The following is a 14,818-nucleotide window of genomic DNA, read 5'->3' as shown; positions in this document are numbered from 1 at the left end:
AACCATCCTGTTTTGGCTAGCCCTTACAGCGCGCTCGCAAGGGTTGGCTCGAACGGTATCGAGTAACGCGTACTGCGCCCGCCCCCGGGCAGTTTGACGAGGCATCCCTTCTCCAGCAGTTCAGCCAGGTCCCGGGTAGCGGTGGCCTTGCTCACCTTCGCCAACGACTGATACTTGCGCGCGTTGATGCCTTGCGCGAATTCCACGCCGGCCGTATCCAGCAAGCGGTTCAATACCTTGATCTGGCGTTCGTTCAGTACAGTGGTCGCATGGCGCTGCCAGAAGCGGGTTTTCTCGAGCACCCGGTCGATTCTCGATAGCGCCTGCTCGAGTGCTGCTTTTAATGTATCCAGAAACCACGCAAGCCAGAGCGTGATATCCAGGCCGCCCTTTTGCGTGCTCTCGAGGTGATCGTAGTACGCCTCCCGGCGCGCCATGATCGCTGCACTCAGCGAGTAAAAGCGCACCGACTGCCGTTCGGCCTGAGCCAGCGCCCTATCCGTGACCGCGCGCGTCAAGCGCCCGTTGCCGTCGTCAAAGGGATGCAGCGTGACCAACCAAAGGTGAGCAATGCCCGCACGAATGAGCGGGGCGAGGCTCTCCGGCGGCTGGTTGAACCAGGCCAGGAACGCATCCAGCTCTGCCTCGAGCTGACGCCGCGGCGGCGCCTCGAAATGAACGGTGGGCCGATCGATTCGCCCGGAAACGACCTGCATGGGCTGCTTACCGCGTAGCTCGCCTACCCGCACTTTATCGATCACGCCTGGCCCCTGTACGAAAAGAAGGGACTGCCAATGGCACAGACGCTCAAGAGTAAGCGGCTGATCCGGGTAGTGCGTCGCTTGCAGCAGAAGCTCGATGAGCGCCTCGGATTCAGGCGTCGTTCTGCCAGGAACACCGGCCTGATCCACCCCTAACTGGCGAGCCACCGACGAGCGCACAGAGTCTACATCCAACCGCTCCCCTTCGATCTCGCTGGTACGGATGGCGTTCTGAATGAGCGCATCCATTTCCACGCTTGCATTCGCACGCTCGGAGGCTGACTCCGTTCTTCCCACCACCCGGCCTTGCAGTAGCCTGAGTTCGTCCAGCAAGGGGCGTAAGATGGGTTCACGCCATTCAAACGATGGCCAACCCTTTCGCTCCCAAATATACATGAGCCGATTACCCCGTCTATTTGGATCAATAAATGAGCCGAATATAGCGTTTATTCGGCTCAAATTGCAAAGTGAGTACAGCAGCGTCACTCAGCGGCTCATGATGGACTCTGCTTTTATTGCGGGAGCAATGTTGTGCCTGACACTACCGGACATCCAGGCTGACAGTAGAGTCACGCCTCGCCCGACACGACTCCCTCTCTCGGTTACACTAACGCGACCGCCTCCCAGCCTCTGCCCGACCGGTGATGCATCCCATGTCCATTGCCCAACGCCCTTCGAAACTGAGCCTGCCGCAGGTCAATCCCGGTGTGTCGACGGTGCTCGAGTATCTGCTGCTCACGTTTCCGGCCATCAGTGAGGCGACATGGCGTGAGCGCATGGCCACCGGCAAGGTGCATTGCGATGACGGTAGCTGGATTACGCCGGCCTCATGCTTCAAGCCCCATCTTCGCGTGTTCTATTATCGCGAAGTCGCCAGCGAGCCGGTCATTCCCTTCGCCGAGCATATTGTCTATCGCGACGAGCACATTCTGGTGGCCTACAAACCCCACTTTTTGCCCGTCACGCCCGGCGGGCGCTACGTGAATGAGTGCCTGCAACAGCGCCTGCGACAAAGCACGGGGATCGAGGCGCTGCAGCCGGTGCATCGTCTGGACCGAGTGACGGCAGGATTGGTGCTGTGTTCGCTGAATTTTGAGACCCGCGCGCTGTATCACCAGCTGTTCAAGTCACGACAGATTCATAAGACCTATCAGGCCATTGCCGAAGTCGACGGCAATACGTCATGGGTGGGTCGAGAGTGGGACGTCAAGAATCGCATCGAGCCAAGCGAGCAGCGCTTTCGCATGCGGATTGGTGAGGGCGACGCCAACAGCCACTCGGTGATCCGCTGCGTTCAGCAAACCGACATCCAAGCGCTGTTCGAATTAAACCCCGTCAGCGGGCGCCGCCACCAGCTGCGCCTGCACATGCAGTCACTCGGCTGGCCGATCTTGAACGACCGCTACTACCCGGTGCTTAAGCCGCTCTCGCCAGATGACTATAAGCGCCCCTTACAGCTGTTCTCCAAGGGCTTTGAGTTCATTGATCCTGTGACACAAGAGCATAGGTGTATTAAATACGATGGCGACCTGATGCTTGAATAGCGCGGCGTTATAACGTCCCTGTATTGGGCTTTGCGAAGCGCGTCTCGAGCCAACCCGTGATATTCAACCCGCCCTTTTGGGCACTTTCATAGTGGGCATAGTAAGCCTCGCCACGCCCAGCGAATAAAAACGCACCGACTTCCTCTCGACTTATGCCAATGCTCTATCAGTTAAGGCACGCGTTACTCGTCCGTTGTCATCGTCGAAGGGATGCAGCGTTACCAGTCAAAGGTGGGCAATACCAAAGCGGATCAGCGGATCACAATTTTCCAGCGCCACTTACAACCACTAGCGAGGCGGCGCTTCAAAGTTAACGGTGGGCCGGTCGATTCGCCCTGAAACGACCGGCAGAGGATGTTTACCGTGTAACTCGCCCCACCTGGACAGTATCAACCGCACTCAACCCTTGTACGAAGAGCAGGGATTACCAATTGCATCACTACTCGAGGGTAAGCGACTGATCCGGATAATGCGTGGCTTACAACAAAAGCTTCATAAGAGCCTCGCTTAAGGCGTCGTTCTGCCGAGAAGACCGGCCAGTTCCAGCCCCAACTGGCGAGCCACCAACGACCGCACTGAACTACATCCAACAGCTCCCCTTCGATCTCACTGGTACGAATGGCGTTCTGAATGAGCGCATCCATTTCCACGCTTGCAGCAATCTGATGTCGTTCAGCAAAGTGCGCAAGGTTACCTCACTTTACCCAAAAGATAGCCAATCCTTCAGGCCCAAAAAATATATGAGCCGGTTATCTCGCATATTCAAATCAAATTACGAGCCAAATATAGCGCTTATTTGTGATGAGGACTAATATAGAACATTCATCTGTAAGAGTTGTTATCAAAAGACCAACCTAAAATTTAACGCCATACAGTTTCATTTACAGTCAACTAATTGGCTTGAACTAACTGCAATTTACCAACTTAACGCTATCAAAACCTTAATGCTTAATAACTTTATGAACTTAAATAACATACAGCTAATTTCGAAAAAAATAACATTATATTCTCAAATTAAGAGTATATGAACGAACTAAAGAAAAGCATTAAAAATTATATAAAATTCAGCATTGCCATAAACATAATATTTTTTATATAATACAGCTTATATCAAAAAAACCCGGTTAAAGAAAAGGTGGAAAATGGCCAGCAGCTGGTTTTACTTACAAGCCAAAAAGAATGATCAAAACTCATTTTTACTAAACTCTCTTAGTCAATATGCTGATGAAAAACTAGAGCAAGTTTATGTTATTGACAGCCCCTTAGGGGAATCAAAGTACACTTACGACTATGATGATGCTTTGGTAGTATTAATCCCAAAAAGAAAAATTCTATTTATTAACTTTGGAAATAAAACAGAAGAATTTGATGAATTTGCTGATGATTTCCTAGAAGACGTCGGGTCAATCTCCGATAAGTTCCTATATAAAAAGGTACTTGGTCGTCCAAAGAAATGGAAAGAAAAAATTACAGAAAAAATCGATTACTCTTCTAACAAATACGAACTTGAAGACCTGCTTGAGAAAATCAAAATTGAGGACCCTGAAGATCAAAGAAAGTGTGAACTAATCATATCATTACTAACAGGCAGCATTAATGATGTAAACAGGATTGGAGAAGAAGCTCCGATTACTTTACTAGATGCCGTAAAGCAGAAGATTCAACTTTTTGACGGAGATCAAACACGTTTTATATATCAAGCTCCTTCTAAAAAATCCATCGTTATTCAAGGACTTTCAGGAACAGGAAAAACAGAGTTACTGCTTCACAAACTTAAAGAACTATACACTTCTACGGACTCCTCTAAAATAATACTTACTTGTCACAATAAAATATTAGCTAACAACCTTAGAGACAGAATCCCAGTTTTTTTTGACTTTATGAAAGTAGAACAACAAATATTGTGGAATAAACGACTTTGGTGCGTTCATGGATGGGGCTCTGGTTCTGATAAAGACTCTGGAGCATATCGTTTTATCTGTGATTTTTACGGAATCCCATTCCATACCTACTCAAGACATTACGGTTTTGATGAGGCTTGTAAAGCAGCACTAGCTTTAGTAGATAATAAAATAGAGAGCCTCGGGCCTGCATTTGACTATATGCTGGTAGATGAGAGTCAAGATTTCCCAGAATCTTTCTTCGAACTATGCTCAAAAGTAACGAAGAAAAATATATATATAGCTGGTGATATCTTTCAGAGTATATTTGACGATAGAATTATATCTGAAGTAACACCAGACTTCTTATTAAGCAAATGTTATAGAACAGACCCACGTACTTTAATGTTCGCGCATGGGTTAGGGATGGGTCTTTTTGAAGATAAAAAGCTAAGATGGTTAGACGAAAATGAATGGAAATCATGTGGCTACATAGTTGAAAATGAAGCTGATAATGAACATGTAGCATTAAAGAGAGAGCCATTAAGAAGATTTGAAGATATAGATCATGATAGCTCACCGAGTATAGAGATAATTGAGTACAGCGACTATTCTGGAGTAGTAGACAATATAATTGATGCAATTGCTCATATTAAAGAGGAACACCCGACTGTTAAGCCTGCTGATATTGGCGTAATATTTATTCACCCATCAAGACGTTCTTATCAGTTAGCTGATAGACTTCAGCTGCATATAGGCCGGAACTTCGACTGGTCTGTTAATAAAGCATATGAAAGTAAAGTATATGATCGCGATGCTTTATTTATCAGCAACCAAAACAATGTAAAAGGTTTAGAATTTCCTTTTATAATTTGTATCGCTGAAAAAATAAACAATAATCATAACTTCAGAAATGCACTATATATGATGCTAACTAGATCTTTTCTTAAAACTTTCTTAGTTGTTTCAGAGACTGAAAACTCTAACATCTTGCCTTATATTCATCGTGGTATCCAAGAAATTAATAATGAAGGAAAAATGACAATTAAAGTTCCAGGTGAGAACGAAGTTGACAAAACGTCAATTGATTATAGCTCACAAAATATATCACTTTACGACCTAATTGAGCTGGCCTGCGAAGATGCGGGTATAGCACCTGAGTTTAGAAGTATGGCTCATGGGCTCATTGAGATACATCATGGAAATGGAAATATTGACGAAACTAGCAGTCGAGAAGACATAAAAAGAATTATTGCCGACAACTATAAATACTTGTGATTTAATATGTCAAAAGCTTACGAATTTATACTAGATCGCCATCAAGCACGTTTTTTCTTCACTCCCATAAGAAAGAAACAGGATGCTGTGCGTATTCTTCTAGAATCTATAAAAATAATGCTAATATACGAACCACCTGGCAAGTCAGTTCAATCTGAAGAGAAGCTTTTTTTAAAAGTATCAAAAATGAGCCGTTTAGTTTTTGAAAGTTCAGAAAAAATTTTTACTATAAACTTTCCTTTTAAAGTTATTATTGATAATGAAAGACTTAAATTTTTGACAGCGAATGATATTGAACTCGATAATCTCTTGACCTCGGAAGCTTTAGCTTTTATATCGAGAGACGATACAATGCATGGGGAAGATATATTCGATTTTGCTAGTCCAATTCTAGATAGCAGTGCCGATAATAGAGATTTTTGGCTTTTAATTAGAGAGTTATTCTTTTATGAAGACGGTTACTTACGTGTTGATCATGATGAGGCTAACCAAGATAAAGATTACCATCCACTAAACCACTTCGATTTCTTTTACTCAAGCAACGCTACTTTTAAAATTGGACTTGATGAGAAGTATACAATTGATAGAGTCATTGATATTTTGGATATAACGACACCTTGTCACTACCTCAAACTTAATTGATTTTAATTTATTAAATGTATTTTAAGGTCACTATTTTTAAAAAAATAGCGACCTTAATTTTATGGCTCACCAATTAAAAAACGCGTTACCTACTCCCACTCAATAGTAGCCGGCGGCTTACTGGAGACATCATAAGTCACCCGCGAAACCCCTTCCAACTCATTGATCACCCGGTTGGACACCTTCTCCAGCAGCTCATAGGGCAGGTGCGCCCAGCGGGCGGTCATGAAGTCGATGGTTTCCACGGCGCGCAGGGCAATCACCCATTCGTAGCGGCGGCCGTCGCCGACCACGCCGACGGATTTGACCGGCAGGAACACGGCGAACGCCTGGCTGGTTTTCTCGTACCAGCCGGAGGCGCGCAGTTCCTCGATGAAGATGGCGTCGGCTTCGCGCAGGATGTCGGCGTACTCTTTTTTCACTTCGCCCAGAATCCGCACGCCGAGGCCCGGCCCCGGGAAGGGGTGGCGGTAGACCATGTCATACGGCAGGCCGAGTTCGAGGCCGAGTTTGCGCACTTCGTCCTTGAACAGCTCGCGCAGCGGCTCGACCAGCTTGAGCTTCATGGTTTCCGGCAGGCCGCCCACGTTGTGGTGGGATTTGATCACGTGCGCCTTGCCGGTTTTAGAGGCGGCGGACTCGATCACGTCCGGGTAGATGGTGCCCTGGGCCAAAAACTCGACGCCTTCGATCTTGCTGGCCTCGTCGTCGAACACGTCGATGAAGGTGTTGCCGATGATCTTGCGCTTGGCTTCCGGGTCGTTTTCGCCCTTGAGCTTATCGAGGAACAGGTCCTCGGCGTCGACGCGGATCACCTTCACGCCCATGTGGCTGGCGAAGGTTTCCATTACCTGGTTGCCTTCGTCCTTGCGCAGCAGGCCGTTGTCGACGAACACGCAGGTGAGCTGGTCGCCGATCGCCTTGTGGAGAAGTGCCGCGACCACGGAAGAGTCCACACCGCCGGAGAGGCCGAGCAACACGTGGCGGTCGCCTACCTGCTCGCGCACGCGTTGCACCTGGTCTTCGATGATCTGCGCCGGGGTCCAGAGTTTTTCGGATTGACAGATATCCAGCACGAAGTGTTCGAGGATGCGCTGGCCCTGCAGCGTGTGGGTCACTTCCGGGTGGAACTGCACGCCGTAGAACTGCTTCTCTTCCCACACCATGGCGGCAATCGGGCAGCTCGGGGTGGAGGCGGTCACGGTGAACTCGGCGGGGGCCTGGGCCACCTTGTCGCCGTGGCTCATCCATACGTCCAAAAGCGCCTTGCCGGATTCAGCGTCCACATGGTCCTTGATGCCCTTGAACAGCGCGTTGTCTTCGTCGATCTGGATCTGGGCGTAGCCGAACTCGCGCTTTTGCGAGCCTTCCACCTTGCCGCCAAGCTGCTCGGCCATGGTCTGCATGCCGTAGCAAATGCCGAAGATCGGAAGGCCCATTTCGAATACGCACGCCGGTGCGCGCGGGGATTCGAGCTCGGTCACGGATTCCGGGCCGCCGGCGAGGATGATGCCGTTCGGGTTGTACTCGCGGATCTCCTCTTCGGTGATATCGAAGGCGCGCACTTCGGAATAGACGCCGATTTCGCGCACGCGGCGGGCGATCAGCTGGGTGTACTGGGAGCCGAAATCGAGGATCAGAATCTTGTGGGCGTGAATGTCGGTCATGGCGGTATCTCTCAAGCAGTGTAAGCGCGGCCGCGAAGGCTTTGATAAGGCTCTAAAAGCAAGCGACGGGCCAAGGCCCGCCGCATCAATACTGACCCCCGGGGTTAGCTCACCCGGTAGTTGGGGGCTTCCTTGGTGATCTGCACGTCGTGCACGTGCGACTCGTTGAAGCCGGCGCCGGTGATCTGCACGAACTCCGGCTTGGTGCGCATCTCTTCGACGTTGTGACAGCCGGTGTAGCCCATGGAGGCGCGCAGCCCGCCCATCATCTGGTGCACGATGGCGCTCATCAGGCCCTTGTAGGGCACGCGGCCTTCGATGCCTTCCGGCACCAGCTTCTCGGCGCCGGCGCTCTTGTCCTGGAAGTAGCGATCCGCACTGCCCTGACTTTGCGACATCGCGCCCATGGAGCCCATGCCGCGGTAGGCCTTGTAGGTACGCCCTTGGTAGAGCTCGACCTCGCCCGGCGCTTCCTCGGTGCCGGCCAGCAGGCCACCCACCATGACCGCGCTGGCGCCGGCGGCAATCGCCTTGGCCAGATCACCGGAGAAGCGCACGCCGCCGTCGGCGATCAGCGGAATGTCGAACTCCTTGAGCGCGGCAGCCACGTTGGAAACGGCGGTGATCTGCGGCACGCCCACACCGGCGACGATGCGCGTGGTGCAGATCGAACCGGGGCCGATGCCCACTTTCACGCCGTCGGCGCCGGCTTCGGCCAGCGCGCGGGCGGCGGCGGCGGTGGCGATGTTGCCGCCGATCACCTGAATCTCGGGGAAGTGCTCTTTCACCCAGCGGATGCGGTCGATCACGCCCTGGGAGTGGCCGTGGGCGGTATCGACGATCACCACGTCCACGCCGGCTTCGGCCAGTGCGGTAATGCGATCGGCGGTTTCCGGGCCGGTACCGACGGCGGCGCCGACCAGCAGGCGGCCGTCGCTGTCTTTCGCGGCGTTCGGGTAGGTGCGCGCCTTCTCGATGTCCTGGAAGGTGACCAGGCCACGCAGGTGGAAGGCGTCATCGACGATCAGCATCTTCTCGATGCGGTGCTCGCGCATCTTGGCCTTGCTGGTTTCGAGATCGGTGCCCTCGGATACGGTGACCAGGCGCTCGCGCGGGGTCATGATGTCGGCGACGCTGTCGCCCACGTTGGGCTGAAAGCGCATGTCACGCTCGGTGACGATACCCACCAGCGTTTCGCCTTCGACCACCGGGAAGCCGGAGAAGCCGAACTCGTTCGCCATGTTGAGCAGGTCTTCGAGCTTGGCGTTGGGGCTGACGGTGACCGGGTCCTTCACGATCACGCTTTCGTGCTTTTTGACCTTGCGCACTTCCGCAGACTGCTGCGCGATGCTCATGTTCTTGTGGATGATACCGATGCCGCCTTCCTGGGCCATCGCAATTGCCAGCCGCGCTTCGGTCACCGTGTCCATGGCGGCGGAAACGAGCGGAATGTTGAGCGTGATATTGCGGGTCAGGCGGGTTTTGAGGCTGACATCCTTGGGAAGAACGTCGGAGAAGCCGGGAACGAGGAGAACGTCATCGAACGTAAGCGCTTCTTGGGCCATACGTAGCATAGCGGCAACACCCATTGAACAGTGGGAAGATGGGGCGAGGAAAATTAATCGACCATTATAGCGTTTCGAGGGGTGTGGCAGCAATGCCGGGCGCTGGGCGCCCCGTTTCTTGCAACAACTAGGGCACCGCTTTCCAGCACTGCGGCTTGGCCATGATCGTTTGAATCTCTTCGGGTGCCGGTACGTCACATAAGATCTGGTCGAACTCGTCGAGGTGCGCTACACGCCGAATGCCTCTCGTCCCCAGCTTGGACGACCCCATCAGCAGCACCGATCGCTGGGCGCCACGCATCATGGCCTGCTTGATCTCTATTTTTTCGCTGTCGAAATCCAGCACGTAGCCATCGGCGTCCAAGCCTGAAACAGCGATGAAGGCGACATCTGCCCGGTATCCGCTCAGCTCGCGAATGGCGCGCGGCCCGGTCAAGGCGCCGTCGCTTCCGGCTACTCGCCCTCCCACTACCTGTAGATCGAAGCGCTGATGATGAGGGCCCAGCGCTAGCGCAGCGGTCAGGTTGTGCGTGATCACGTGCAATTTTCCGCGAAAATGCGCCAGTGCACGTGCCACGTGATCGCAGGTGGTGCCAGTATCCAGAAACAGCGCCTGCCCATCTTCGAGCACGCCCAGCGCGGCGGCGGCGATGCGGCCCTTTTCCACCTGCTGCGAGTCCTGCTTGGAGGCGTGACCAAGCCTTACCTGGGACGTATCGATGCTCGCCCCGCCGCGAAAACGTTGAAGCACGCTGGCCTCGCAGAGCTTGCGAATATCGCGCCGCACCGTTTGTGCAGAGCAGTTCAAACGCTGGGCGAGAAACTCGATGGAGGCGTGTCCGTGTAGTTCGACCAGGGAAATCAGTTCACGGTGGCGTGGGTTCAGCGATGTCAGATCAGTCATAGAGCCGGGGATTCCTTTGATTCATCGATCCTCGCATGAGCGCATGTCATCAAAGTGACACGGCGGGGCGCGATTATTGCGATCAATTTCTTACATTTTGATCATTATATGACATCCCAACCGTTGATTCGCCTGTCAGAAACCACCCGCACCCTAGTGTGCAACGACGTCCCCCTCGAGCCGCGCCTGCGCCCGCTGGGCAGTGCCGACTGGCCCGACGCGCTGCGCTCGCCCCTCTCCCCGCGGGAGGCACTTGCCCTCCTGCGCACCCGCCGGATTCCACTGCAGTGCCCGCCCGTCGGGGTCATCGGCCCGCGCGCCGCCACGTCCGACCAGCTGGCGACCGCGCGCCATCTAGGCGCGGGGCTTGCAGAGCTGGGTATTCCCTTGTTGTGCGGTGGGCGCGGCGGCGTCATGGAGGCGGCAAGCGAGGGGGCGGCGAGCAAGGGCGGATGCGTGATCGGCCTGCTGCCGGAAACCGACGCCGGCTACGCCAACCCTTGGGTGACGCTGCCTATCGCCAGCGGCCTGGGAGAGGCACGTAACGTGCTCATCGCCCGCGCCAGCGTCGCGCTGATCGCGGTAGGGGGAAGCCTTGGCACGCATACGGAAGTCGCCTTCGGGCGTCATTTCGACAAGCCCGTGCTCACTTTTCCGGATGCTCCTCATGCCGAAGGCGTCACGCGCGTCACCAGCGTGGACGAAGCGCTCGACCGAGCCGCTGCGGCGCTATGGGGCATCGCTTCGCTGCCATGAACCCGCCACCGATCAAAACGCGACATTCTGATATTTCCATTCGGCCGATGCCAAGGTAACGCCGTGCGACTGCTCACCTATTGCTACATCGTCTATCTGCTGGCCCCTATCGCGCTGCTGCTGGTGGGCGCGTTCGGGGATCAATGGAGCAACACGCTTTTGCCTCACGGGTTCACCGGGCGCTGGTTCGCCGCCGTCTGGGAGGAAGCGACCTACCGCAACGCCATGTTCACCACGCTAAAGCTCGCACTGCTCACCTGCGTGATCGACGTTCTACTGGTCGTGCCGCTGGTGTACTGCGTCACGCTGCGGTTCTCCGCGCTCTCCCAAGGCATTACCCGGCTGCTGGTGATGCTGCCCATCGCGGTGCCACAGCTGGTGATCGGGTTCGCGTTCGTGCTGGCCTTCAGCAGCGCGCTGATGCCCTGGCTTGGCAGTTCCTGGCTGCTGATCGCAGGCCACGTCGTGGTGACGTTCTCTTATCTGTTCTACACCGTTCAGGCGGATATCGACGCCTCACCGCTGAAGGCCTACGTGAAGATGGCTGATTCGCTCGGTGCCTCCAGCGTGCAGCGCTTTTTTCATCTCTACCTGCCGCTGGTGTCGCGTTCGGTGTTCACTGGAAGCTTGACGGTGGCGGCGCTCTCCATTGGCGAGTTCGAACTCAGCAACCTCATTTCAGGCTTTCTCACCCAGCCCTACCCCGTCGTACTGATCCAGGCCTTTTACCGCGCCACCGGTTTCGCCTGCGCGGCAACGCTGTTCTTGCTGTCGCTGGCCCTTCTTTTCTCGCTCTTCTCCACCCTCGTGCAGAGGCGCTTGGGTAGACCCCGTTCACAGGAGCCCGCGTCATGATCGCGCTCGAAGACATTCAGTTTCGCTACCCCGGCAGCGAGGTCGGCGTTCACGACATCAATCTGCGGGTGGAGAGCGGCGAGTTCCTGGTCGTCGTCGGTGCCAGCGGTTCGGGCAAGAGCACACTGCTGCAGCTCATCGCCGGCTTTCTCACGCCCGACCAAGGGCGCATCATGCTCGGCGGTCAGGACATGACCCACACCGCCTGCGGCGCGCGCGGACTGGGTATCGTGTTGCAGGACTACGTGCTCTTTGCGCACATGAGCGTGCTGGATAATGTCGCCTACCCGTTGAAGGTGAAGGGCGTCCGCCGCGACGAGCGCTACCGCCGCGCTCGCGCCACGCTTCGCGACGTGGGCCTGGCGGAGCTCGAGGCGTTCTACCCCAGCCAGCTCTCCGGCGGACAGCAGCAGCGCGTGGCCATCGCTCGCGCCCTGGTGTTCGAGCCCCGCGCGCTGCTGCTCGACGAGCCCTTCTCGGCGCTGGATGCCTCACGGCGCGAATCCATGCGCCAGGAACTCAAGCACCTGCAGCGCCAGTTTGGCGTGACCACGCTGATGATCACCCACGACCAGGAAGAGGCCATGGCGCTAGGTGATCACGTGGCGCTGCTCGAGGCAGGCCGGCTTTTACAGCACAGTGCGCCGGAAACGCTCTATACCCGGCCCGGCAGCGAAGCTGTCGCGCGCTTCATCGGCCGCGCCAACTTCATCGATGCGCAGGTGGTGGATGCTACCCATATCACGACCGAACATCTTGGCACGTTGGAAGTGCCGCCCCACAACTTTGCCAAAGGGCAGCCGGTACGCGCCATGATTCGCCCCGAAACCCTGTTATCGAACCCGACCGATGACGCCGCCAATCGGCGCCCGGTCGAGACGATCGAGCGCCAGTTCCTCGGCGCTCAACAACGGCTGCAGCTTCGCTGCGGCAACACCACCCTGATGCTCGAGGCGATCCTTCCTCCCAACCTCGTCACTCAGGTAGCCCTTCCTCCCCGTCACATTCATTTGTTCAACCGCTGAGGTAACATCATGCAACGCTCGATCATATGGGGGCTGCTCGCCGCCGCCAGCCTTTTCCCCTTGACCGCCGCCGCCGAAACGCTGGACACCGAGTTCTACGAAGGCGAACAGGCGCTTTACGATGAAGCGCTAGAAGAGGGTCTGGTGGTTTCTTTCGATACCGGCCCCACCTGGGCCAACTGGCAAAGCCAGTTCAACGGTTTCACCGAGCGCTATCCAGGCGTGCAGATCGTCTTCAACGACCTGGGCTCCGGCGCGACCGTCGTCTCGCTCGAGCAGTCGCGCAATCGCCCGCAGGCCGATACCGCCTACTACTATGCGTCTTCAGCCATCAACGCCTACGAGAAAGATCTGCTCAGCCCGTTCACCCCGATCAACTTCGACACGATTCCCGAGGTTTTCAAGGCCGAGGACGGTGAGTGGTTCACCATTCACTCGCTGAACGTGGCGTTTCTCGTCAACAAGCAGCTCGTCGACGAGGTGCCGCAAAGCTGGGAAGACCTGCTCGATGAGCAGTATCGCAACAGCATCGTCTACCTCGACCCGCGCTCGACCGGTCAAGGCCAGGTCGTTACGCTGGCGGCGAACTACGGCGCGGGCGGTGACCTGGACAACCTAGAGCCCGGCATCGATTATCTGTCCGAGCTGAGCCGCTCGGGCAACGTAGCGCGCGTGGTCGGCACCACCCCCTACGCCCAATTCGTGCGCGGCGAGATTCCGATCTGGATCGGTTACGAAAACGACGGCCTCAAGGCCAGCATCACCGATGGCATGGGCGACAACGTGGCCGTGGTCATCCCCGAGGAAGCCTCGGTGGCCGCGCCCTATGCCATTTCGCTGGTCAAGGATGGCCCCAACCCGAACGCCGGGCGCCTGTGGCTCAACTACGTGATGTCCGACGAAGGCCAGCGCACCTTCGCCGAAGGGTTCGTACGCCCGGTCAACGGCGATATTGAACTGCCGGAAACGCTGGTCGATGCGCCCCAGATCCAACCGCTGGACGTTCAGGCCGCCTCCCGGATCAGCAGCGATCTGAGCCAGCTCTGGACCCAGCGCGTTCTGAGCCAGTAAGCGTCGATCATGCGCTCATCGCCTCTCGACCGGCTTCTGCCACGCCTTCGGGCGTGGCAAGGCCTCGCCCCCGTCGCGCCCAGCGCTTTGGGCTATAGCCTGTTCTTTTTGCTGCCGCTGGCGCTTTTGATCCTTACAGCCCTCGAGTCACCGCTTGCAACCGGCGCGCGGCTGCTGGCCGAGGGGCTGGTGGCCAAGAGCCTGCTTACCAGCGTGCTGCTCTCGGTCACCACGGCGTTTCTTTCGGTGCTGGTCGGCGTGGTGATCGCCGAATACCTTCACCACCAATCGCCGCGTCAGCGCTTCTTTCTGCTATGGCTGATTTCGCTACCACTCATCTTCAGTGGATTGATCGTCGCCTATGGCTTCATCCTGCTGCTGGGACGTGCGGGGTTCGTCACGCTGAGCTTGGCATCGCTGGGCGTCGACCCCGCCTGGTTCGGGCGTTTCGTCTACACCCCTCAGGGTCTGGTATTCGTTTACGCCTATTTTCTGATTCCACGCGTCGTGCTGCTGATGCTGCCGGTGGTACAGGGGCTCGACCGGCGCCAGCTGGTCATGGCCCAGAGCTTCGGCGCTTCGTCGTTTCAACGCATTCGCGATGTCTATCTGCCCGCGCTGGCCCCGGCCATGGTCTCCTCCTGGAGCCTGTGCGCGGCGGTGGCCTTCGGCGCCTACGGCACGGCCCTGGCGCTCACCGGCTCGCAGATCAACCTACTGCCGCTGCTGCTTTACAGCAACATTTCCGATGCCGGCTCGGACATGGGCTCGGTCGCCCTACTGGCCCTGGTCATGATGTGCGGCTGCCTGCTGTTGACGCTACCGGGCGAGTGGGTTCGCCGCCGGGGGCAGCGACGTATACGGTAGGCG

Annotated in this window: 12 protein-coding genes; 8 read left to right on the top strand and 4 right to left on the bottom strand. The window is 55.6% G+C overall.

The genetic code is table 11. The annotated features are described in order from the left end of the window. Window positions 1-23 precede the first annotated feature (23 nt). Complete coding sequence (locus OCT39_RS03525; protein WP_263586313.1) at window positions 24-1,157, bottom strand: Fic family protein; 1,134 nt, start codon at window positions 1,155-1,157, stop codon at window positions 24-26. Between the two features lie 257 nt (window positions 1,158-1,414). Here OCT39_RS03525 and OCT39_RS03520 point away from each other — a divergent pair, with 257 nt between their 5' ends. The 3 genes from OCT39_RS03520 to OCT39_RS03505 all read left to right on the top strand — a co-directional run bounded on the left by OCT39_RS03520 (window position 1,415) and on the right by OCT39_RS03505 (window position 6,105). Next, complete coding sequence (locus tag OCT39_RS03520; protein WP_263586312.1) at window positions 1,415-2,305, top strand: pseudouridine synthase; 891 nt, start codon at window positions 1,415-1,417, stop codon at window positions 2,303-2,305. A gap of 1,142 nt (window positions 2,306-3,447) precedes the next feature. After that, window positions 3,448-5,463 carry a DEAD/DEAH box helicase gene (locus OCT39_RS03510; protein WP_263586311.1) on the top strand — a complete coding sequence of 672 codons (2,016 nt, stop codon included), beginning with the start codon at window positions 3,448-3,450 and terminating at the stop codon, window positions 5,461-5,463. Window positions 5,464-5,469: 6 nt separating this feature from the next. Beyond that, the gene (locus OCT39_RS03505; protein ID WP_263586310.1) at window positions 5,470-6,105 is read left to right on the top strand and encodes a hypothetical protein; all 636 of its coding nucleotides are present in this window, start codon (window positions 5,470-5,472) and stop codon (window positions 6,103-6,105) included. An 89-nt stretch (window positions 6,106-6,194) separates the two neighbouring features. Here the strand turns inward: OCT39_RS03505 and guaA are convergent, their stop codons facing one another. The 3 genes from guaA to OCT39_RS03490 all read right to left on the bottom strand — a co-directional run bounded on the left by guaA (window position 6,195) and on the right by OCT39_RS03490 (window position 10,241). Beyond that, entirely contained in the window at window positions 6,195-7,772 is a 1,578-nt protein-coding gene (gene guaA / locus OCT39_RS03500) for a glutamine-hydrolyzing GMP synthase (protein ID WP_263586309.1), read from the bottom strand. 104 nt (window positions 7,773-7,876) lie between these two features. Beyond that, a complete protein-coding gene (gene guaB / locus OCT39_RS03495; RefSeq protein ID WP_263586308.1) occupies window positions 7,877-9,346 on the bottom strand; it encodes an IMP dehydrogenase in 1,470 nt (489 codons plus the stop codon). A 118-nt stretch (window positions 9,347-9,464) separates the two neighbouring features. After that, a complete protein-coding gene (locus OCT39_RS03490) occupies window positions 9,465-10,241 on the bottom strand; it encodes a DeoR/GlpR family DNA-binding transcription regulator (protein WP_263586307.1) in 777 nt (258 codons plus the stop codon). Window positions 10,242-10,349: 108 nt separating this feature from the next. On the opposite strand from OCT39_RS03490, the gene OCT39_RS03485 reads away from it, so the two are divergent. The 5 genes from OCT39_RS03485 to OCT39_RS03465 all read left to right on the top strand — a co-directional run bounded on the left by OCT39_RS03485 (window position 10,350) and on the right by OCT39_RS03465 (window position 14,815). Further along, window positions 10,350-10,997, top strand: a complete 648-nt coding sequence (locus OCT39_RS03485; RefSeq protein WP_263586306.1) for a hypothetical protein — start codon at window positions 10,350-10,352, stop codon at window positions 10,995-10,997. A 63-nt stretch (window positions 10,998-11,060) separates the two neighbouring features. Next, entirely contained in the window at window positions 11,061-11,852 is a 792-nt protein-coding gene (locus OCT39_RS03480) for an ABC transporter permease (RefSeq protein ID WP_263586305.1), read from the top strand. Continuing rightward, window positions 11,849-12,877: an ABC transporter ATP-binding protein gene (locus OCT39_RS03475; protein WP_263586304.1), complete on the top strand. Its 1,029-nt coding sequence runs from the start codon at window positions 11,849-11,851 to the stop codon at window positions 12,875-12,877. Before OCT39_RS03480 ends, OCT39_RS03475 begins: the two co-directional genes overlap by 4 nt. Window positions 12,878-12,886: 9 nt before the next feature. Beyond that, window positions 12,887-13,948: an extracellular solute-binding protein gene (locus tag OCT39_RS03470; RefSeq protein WP_263586303.1), complete on the top strand. Its 1,062-nt coding sequence runs from the start codon at window positions 12,887-12,889 to the stop codon at window positions 13,946-13,948. Between the two features lie 9 nt (window positions 13,949-13,957). Beyond that, window positions 13,958-14,815, top strand: a complete 858-nt coding sequence (locus tag OCT39_RS03465) for an ABC transporter permease (RefSeq protein ID WP_263586302.1) — start codon at window positions 13,958-13,960, stop codon at window positions 14,813-14,815. Window positions 14,816-14,818: the final 3 nt, after the last annotated feature.

The sequence above is a fragment of the Halomonas sp. GD1P12 genome (assembly GCF_025725645.1).
Taxonomy (GTDB): domain Bacteria; phylum Pseudomonadota; class Gammaproteobacteria; order Pseudomonadales; family Halomonadaceae; genus Vreelandella.
Note: the sequence above shows the minus strand (reverse complement) of the source record. Positions and strands in the feature narration are given on the sequence as shown.

Excerpts from the sequence above, each read along its gene's own strand:
- OCT39_RS03525 (WP_263586313.1), bottom strand. The coding sequence starts at position 1,157 with ATGTATATTTGGGAGCGAAAGGGTTGGCCATCGTTTGAATGGCGTGAA.
- OCT39_RS03520 (WP_263586312.1), top strand. The coding sequence starts at position 1,415 with ATGTCCATTGCCCAACGCCCTTCGAAACTGAGCCTGCCGCAGGTCAAT.
- OCT39_RS03510 (WP_263586311.1), top strand. The coding sequence starts at position 3,448 with ATGGCCAGCAGCTGGTTTTACTTACAAGCCAAAAAGAATGATCAAAAC.
- OCT39_RS03505 (WP_263586310.1), top strand. The coding sequence starts at position 5,470 with ATGTCAAAAGCTTACGAATTTATACTAGATCGCCATCAAGCACGTTTT.
- guaA (WP_263586309.1), bottom strand. The coding sequence starts at position 7,772 with ATGACCGACATTCACGCCCACAAGATTCTGATCCTCGATTTCGGCTCC.
- guaB (WP_263586308.1), bottom strand. The coding sequence starts at position 9,346 with ATGCTACGTATGGCCCAAGAAGCGCTTACGTTCGATGACGTTCTCCTC.
- OCT39_RS03490 (WP_263586307.1), bottom strand. The coding sequence starts at position 10,241 with ATGACTGATCTGACATCGCTGAACCCACGCCACCGTGAACTGATTTCC.
- OCT39_RS03485 (WP_263586306.1), top strand. The coding sequence starts at position 10,350 with ATGACATCCCAACCGTTGATTCGCCTGTCAGAAACCACCCGCACCCTA.
- OCT39_RS03475 (WP_263586304.1), top strand. The coding sequence starts at position 11,849 with ATGATCGCGCTCGAAGACATTCAGTTTCGCTACCCCGGCAGCGAGGTC.
- OCT39_RS03470 (WP_263586303.1), top strand. The coding sequence starts at position 12,887 with ATGCAACGCTCGATCATATGGGGGCTGCTCGCCGCCGCCAGCCTTTTC.
- OCT39_RS03465 (WP_263586302.1), top strand. The coding sequence starts at position 13,958 with ATGCGCTCATCGCCTCTCGACCGGCTTCTGCCACGCCTTCGGGCGTGG.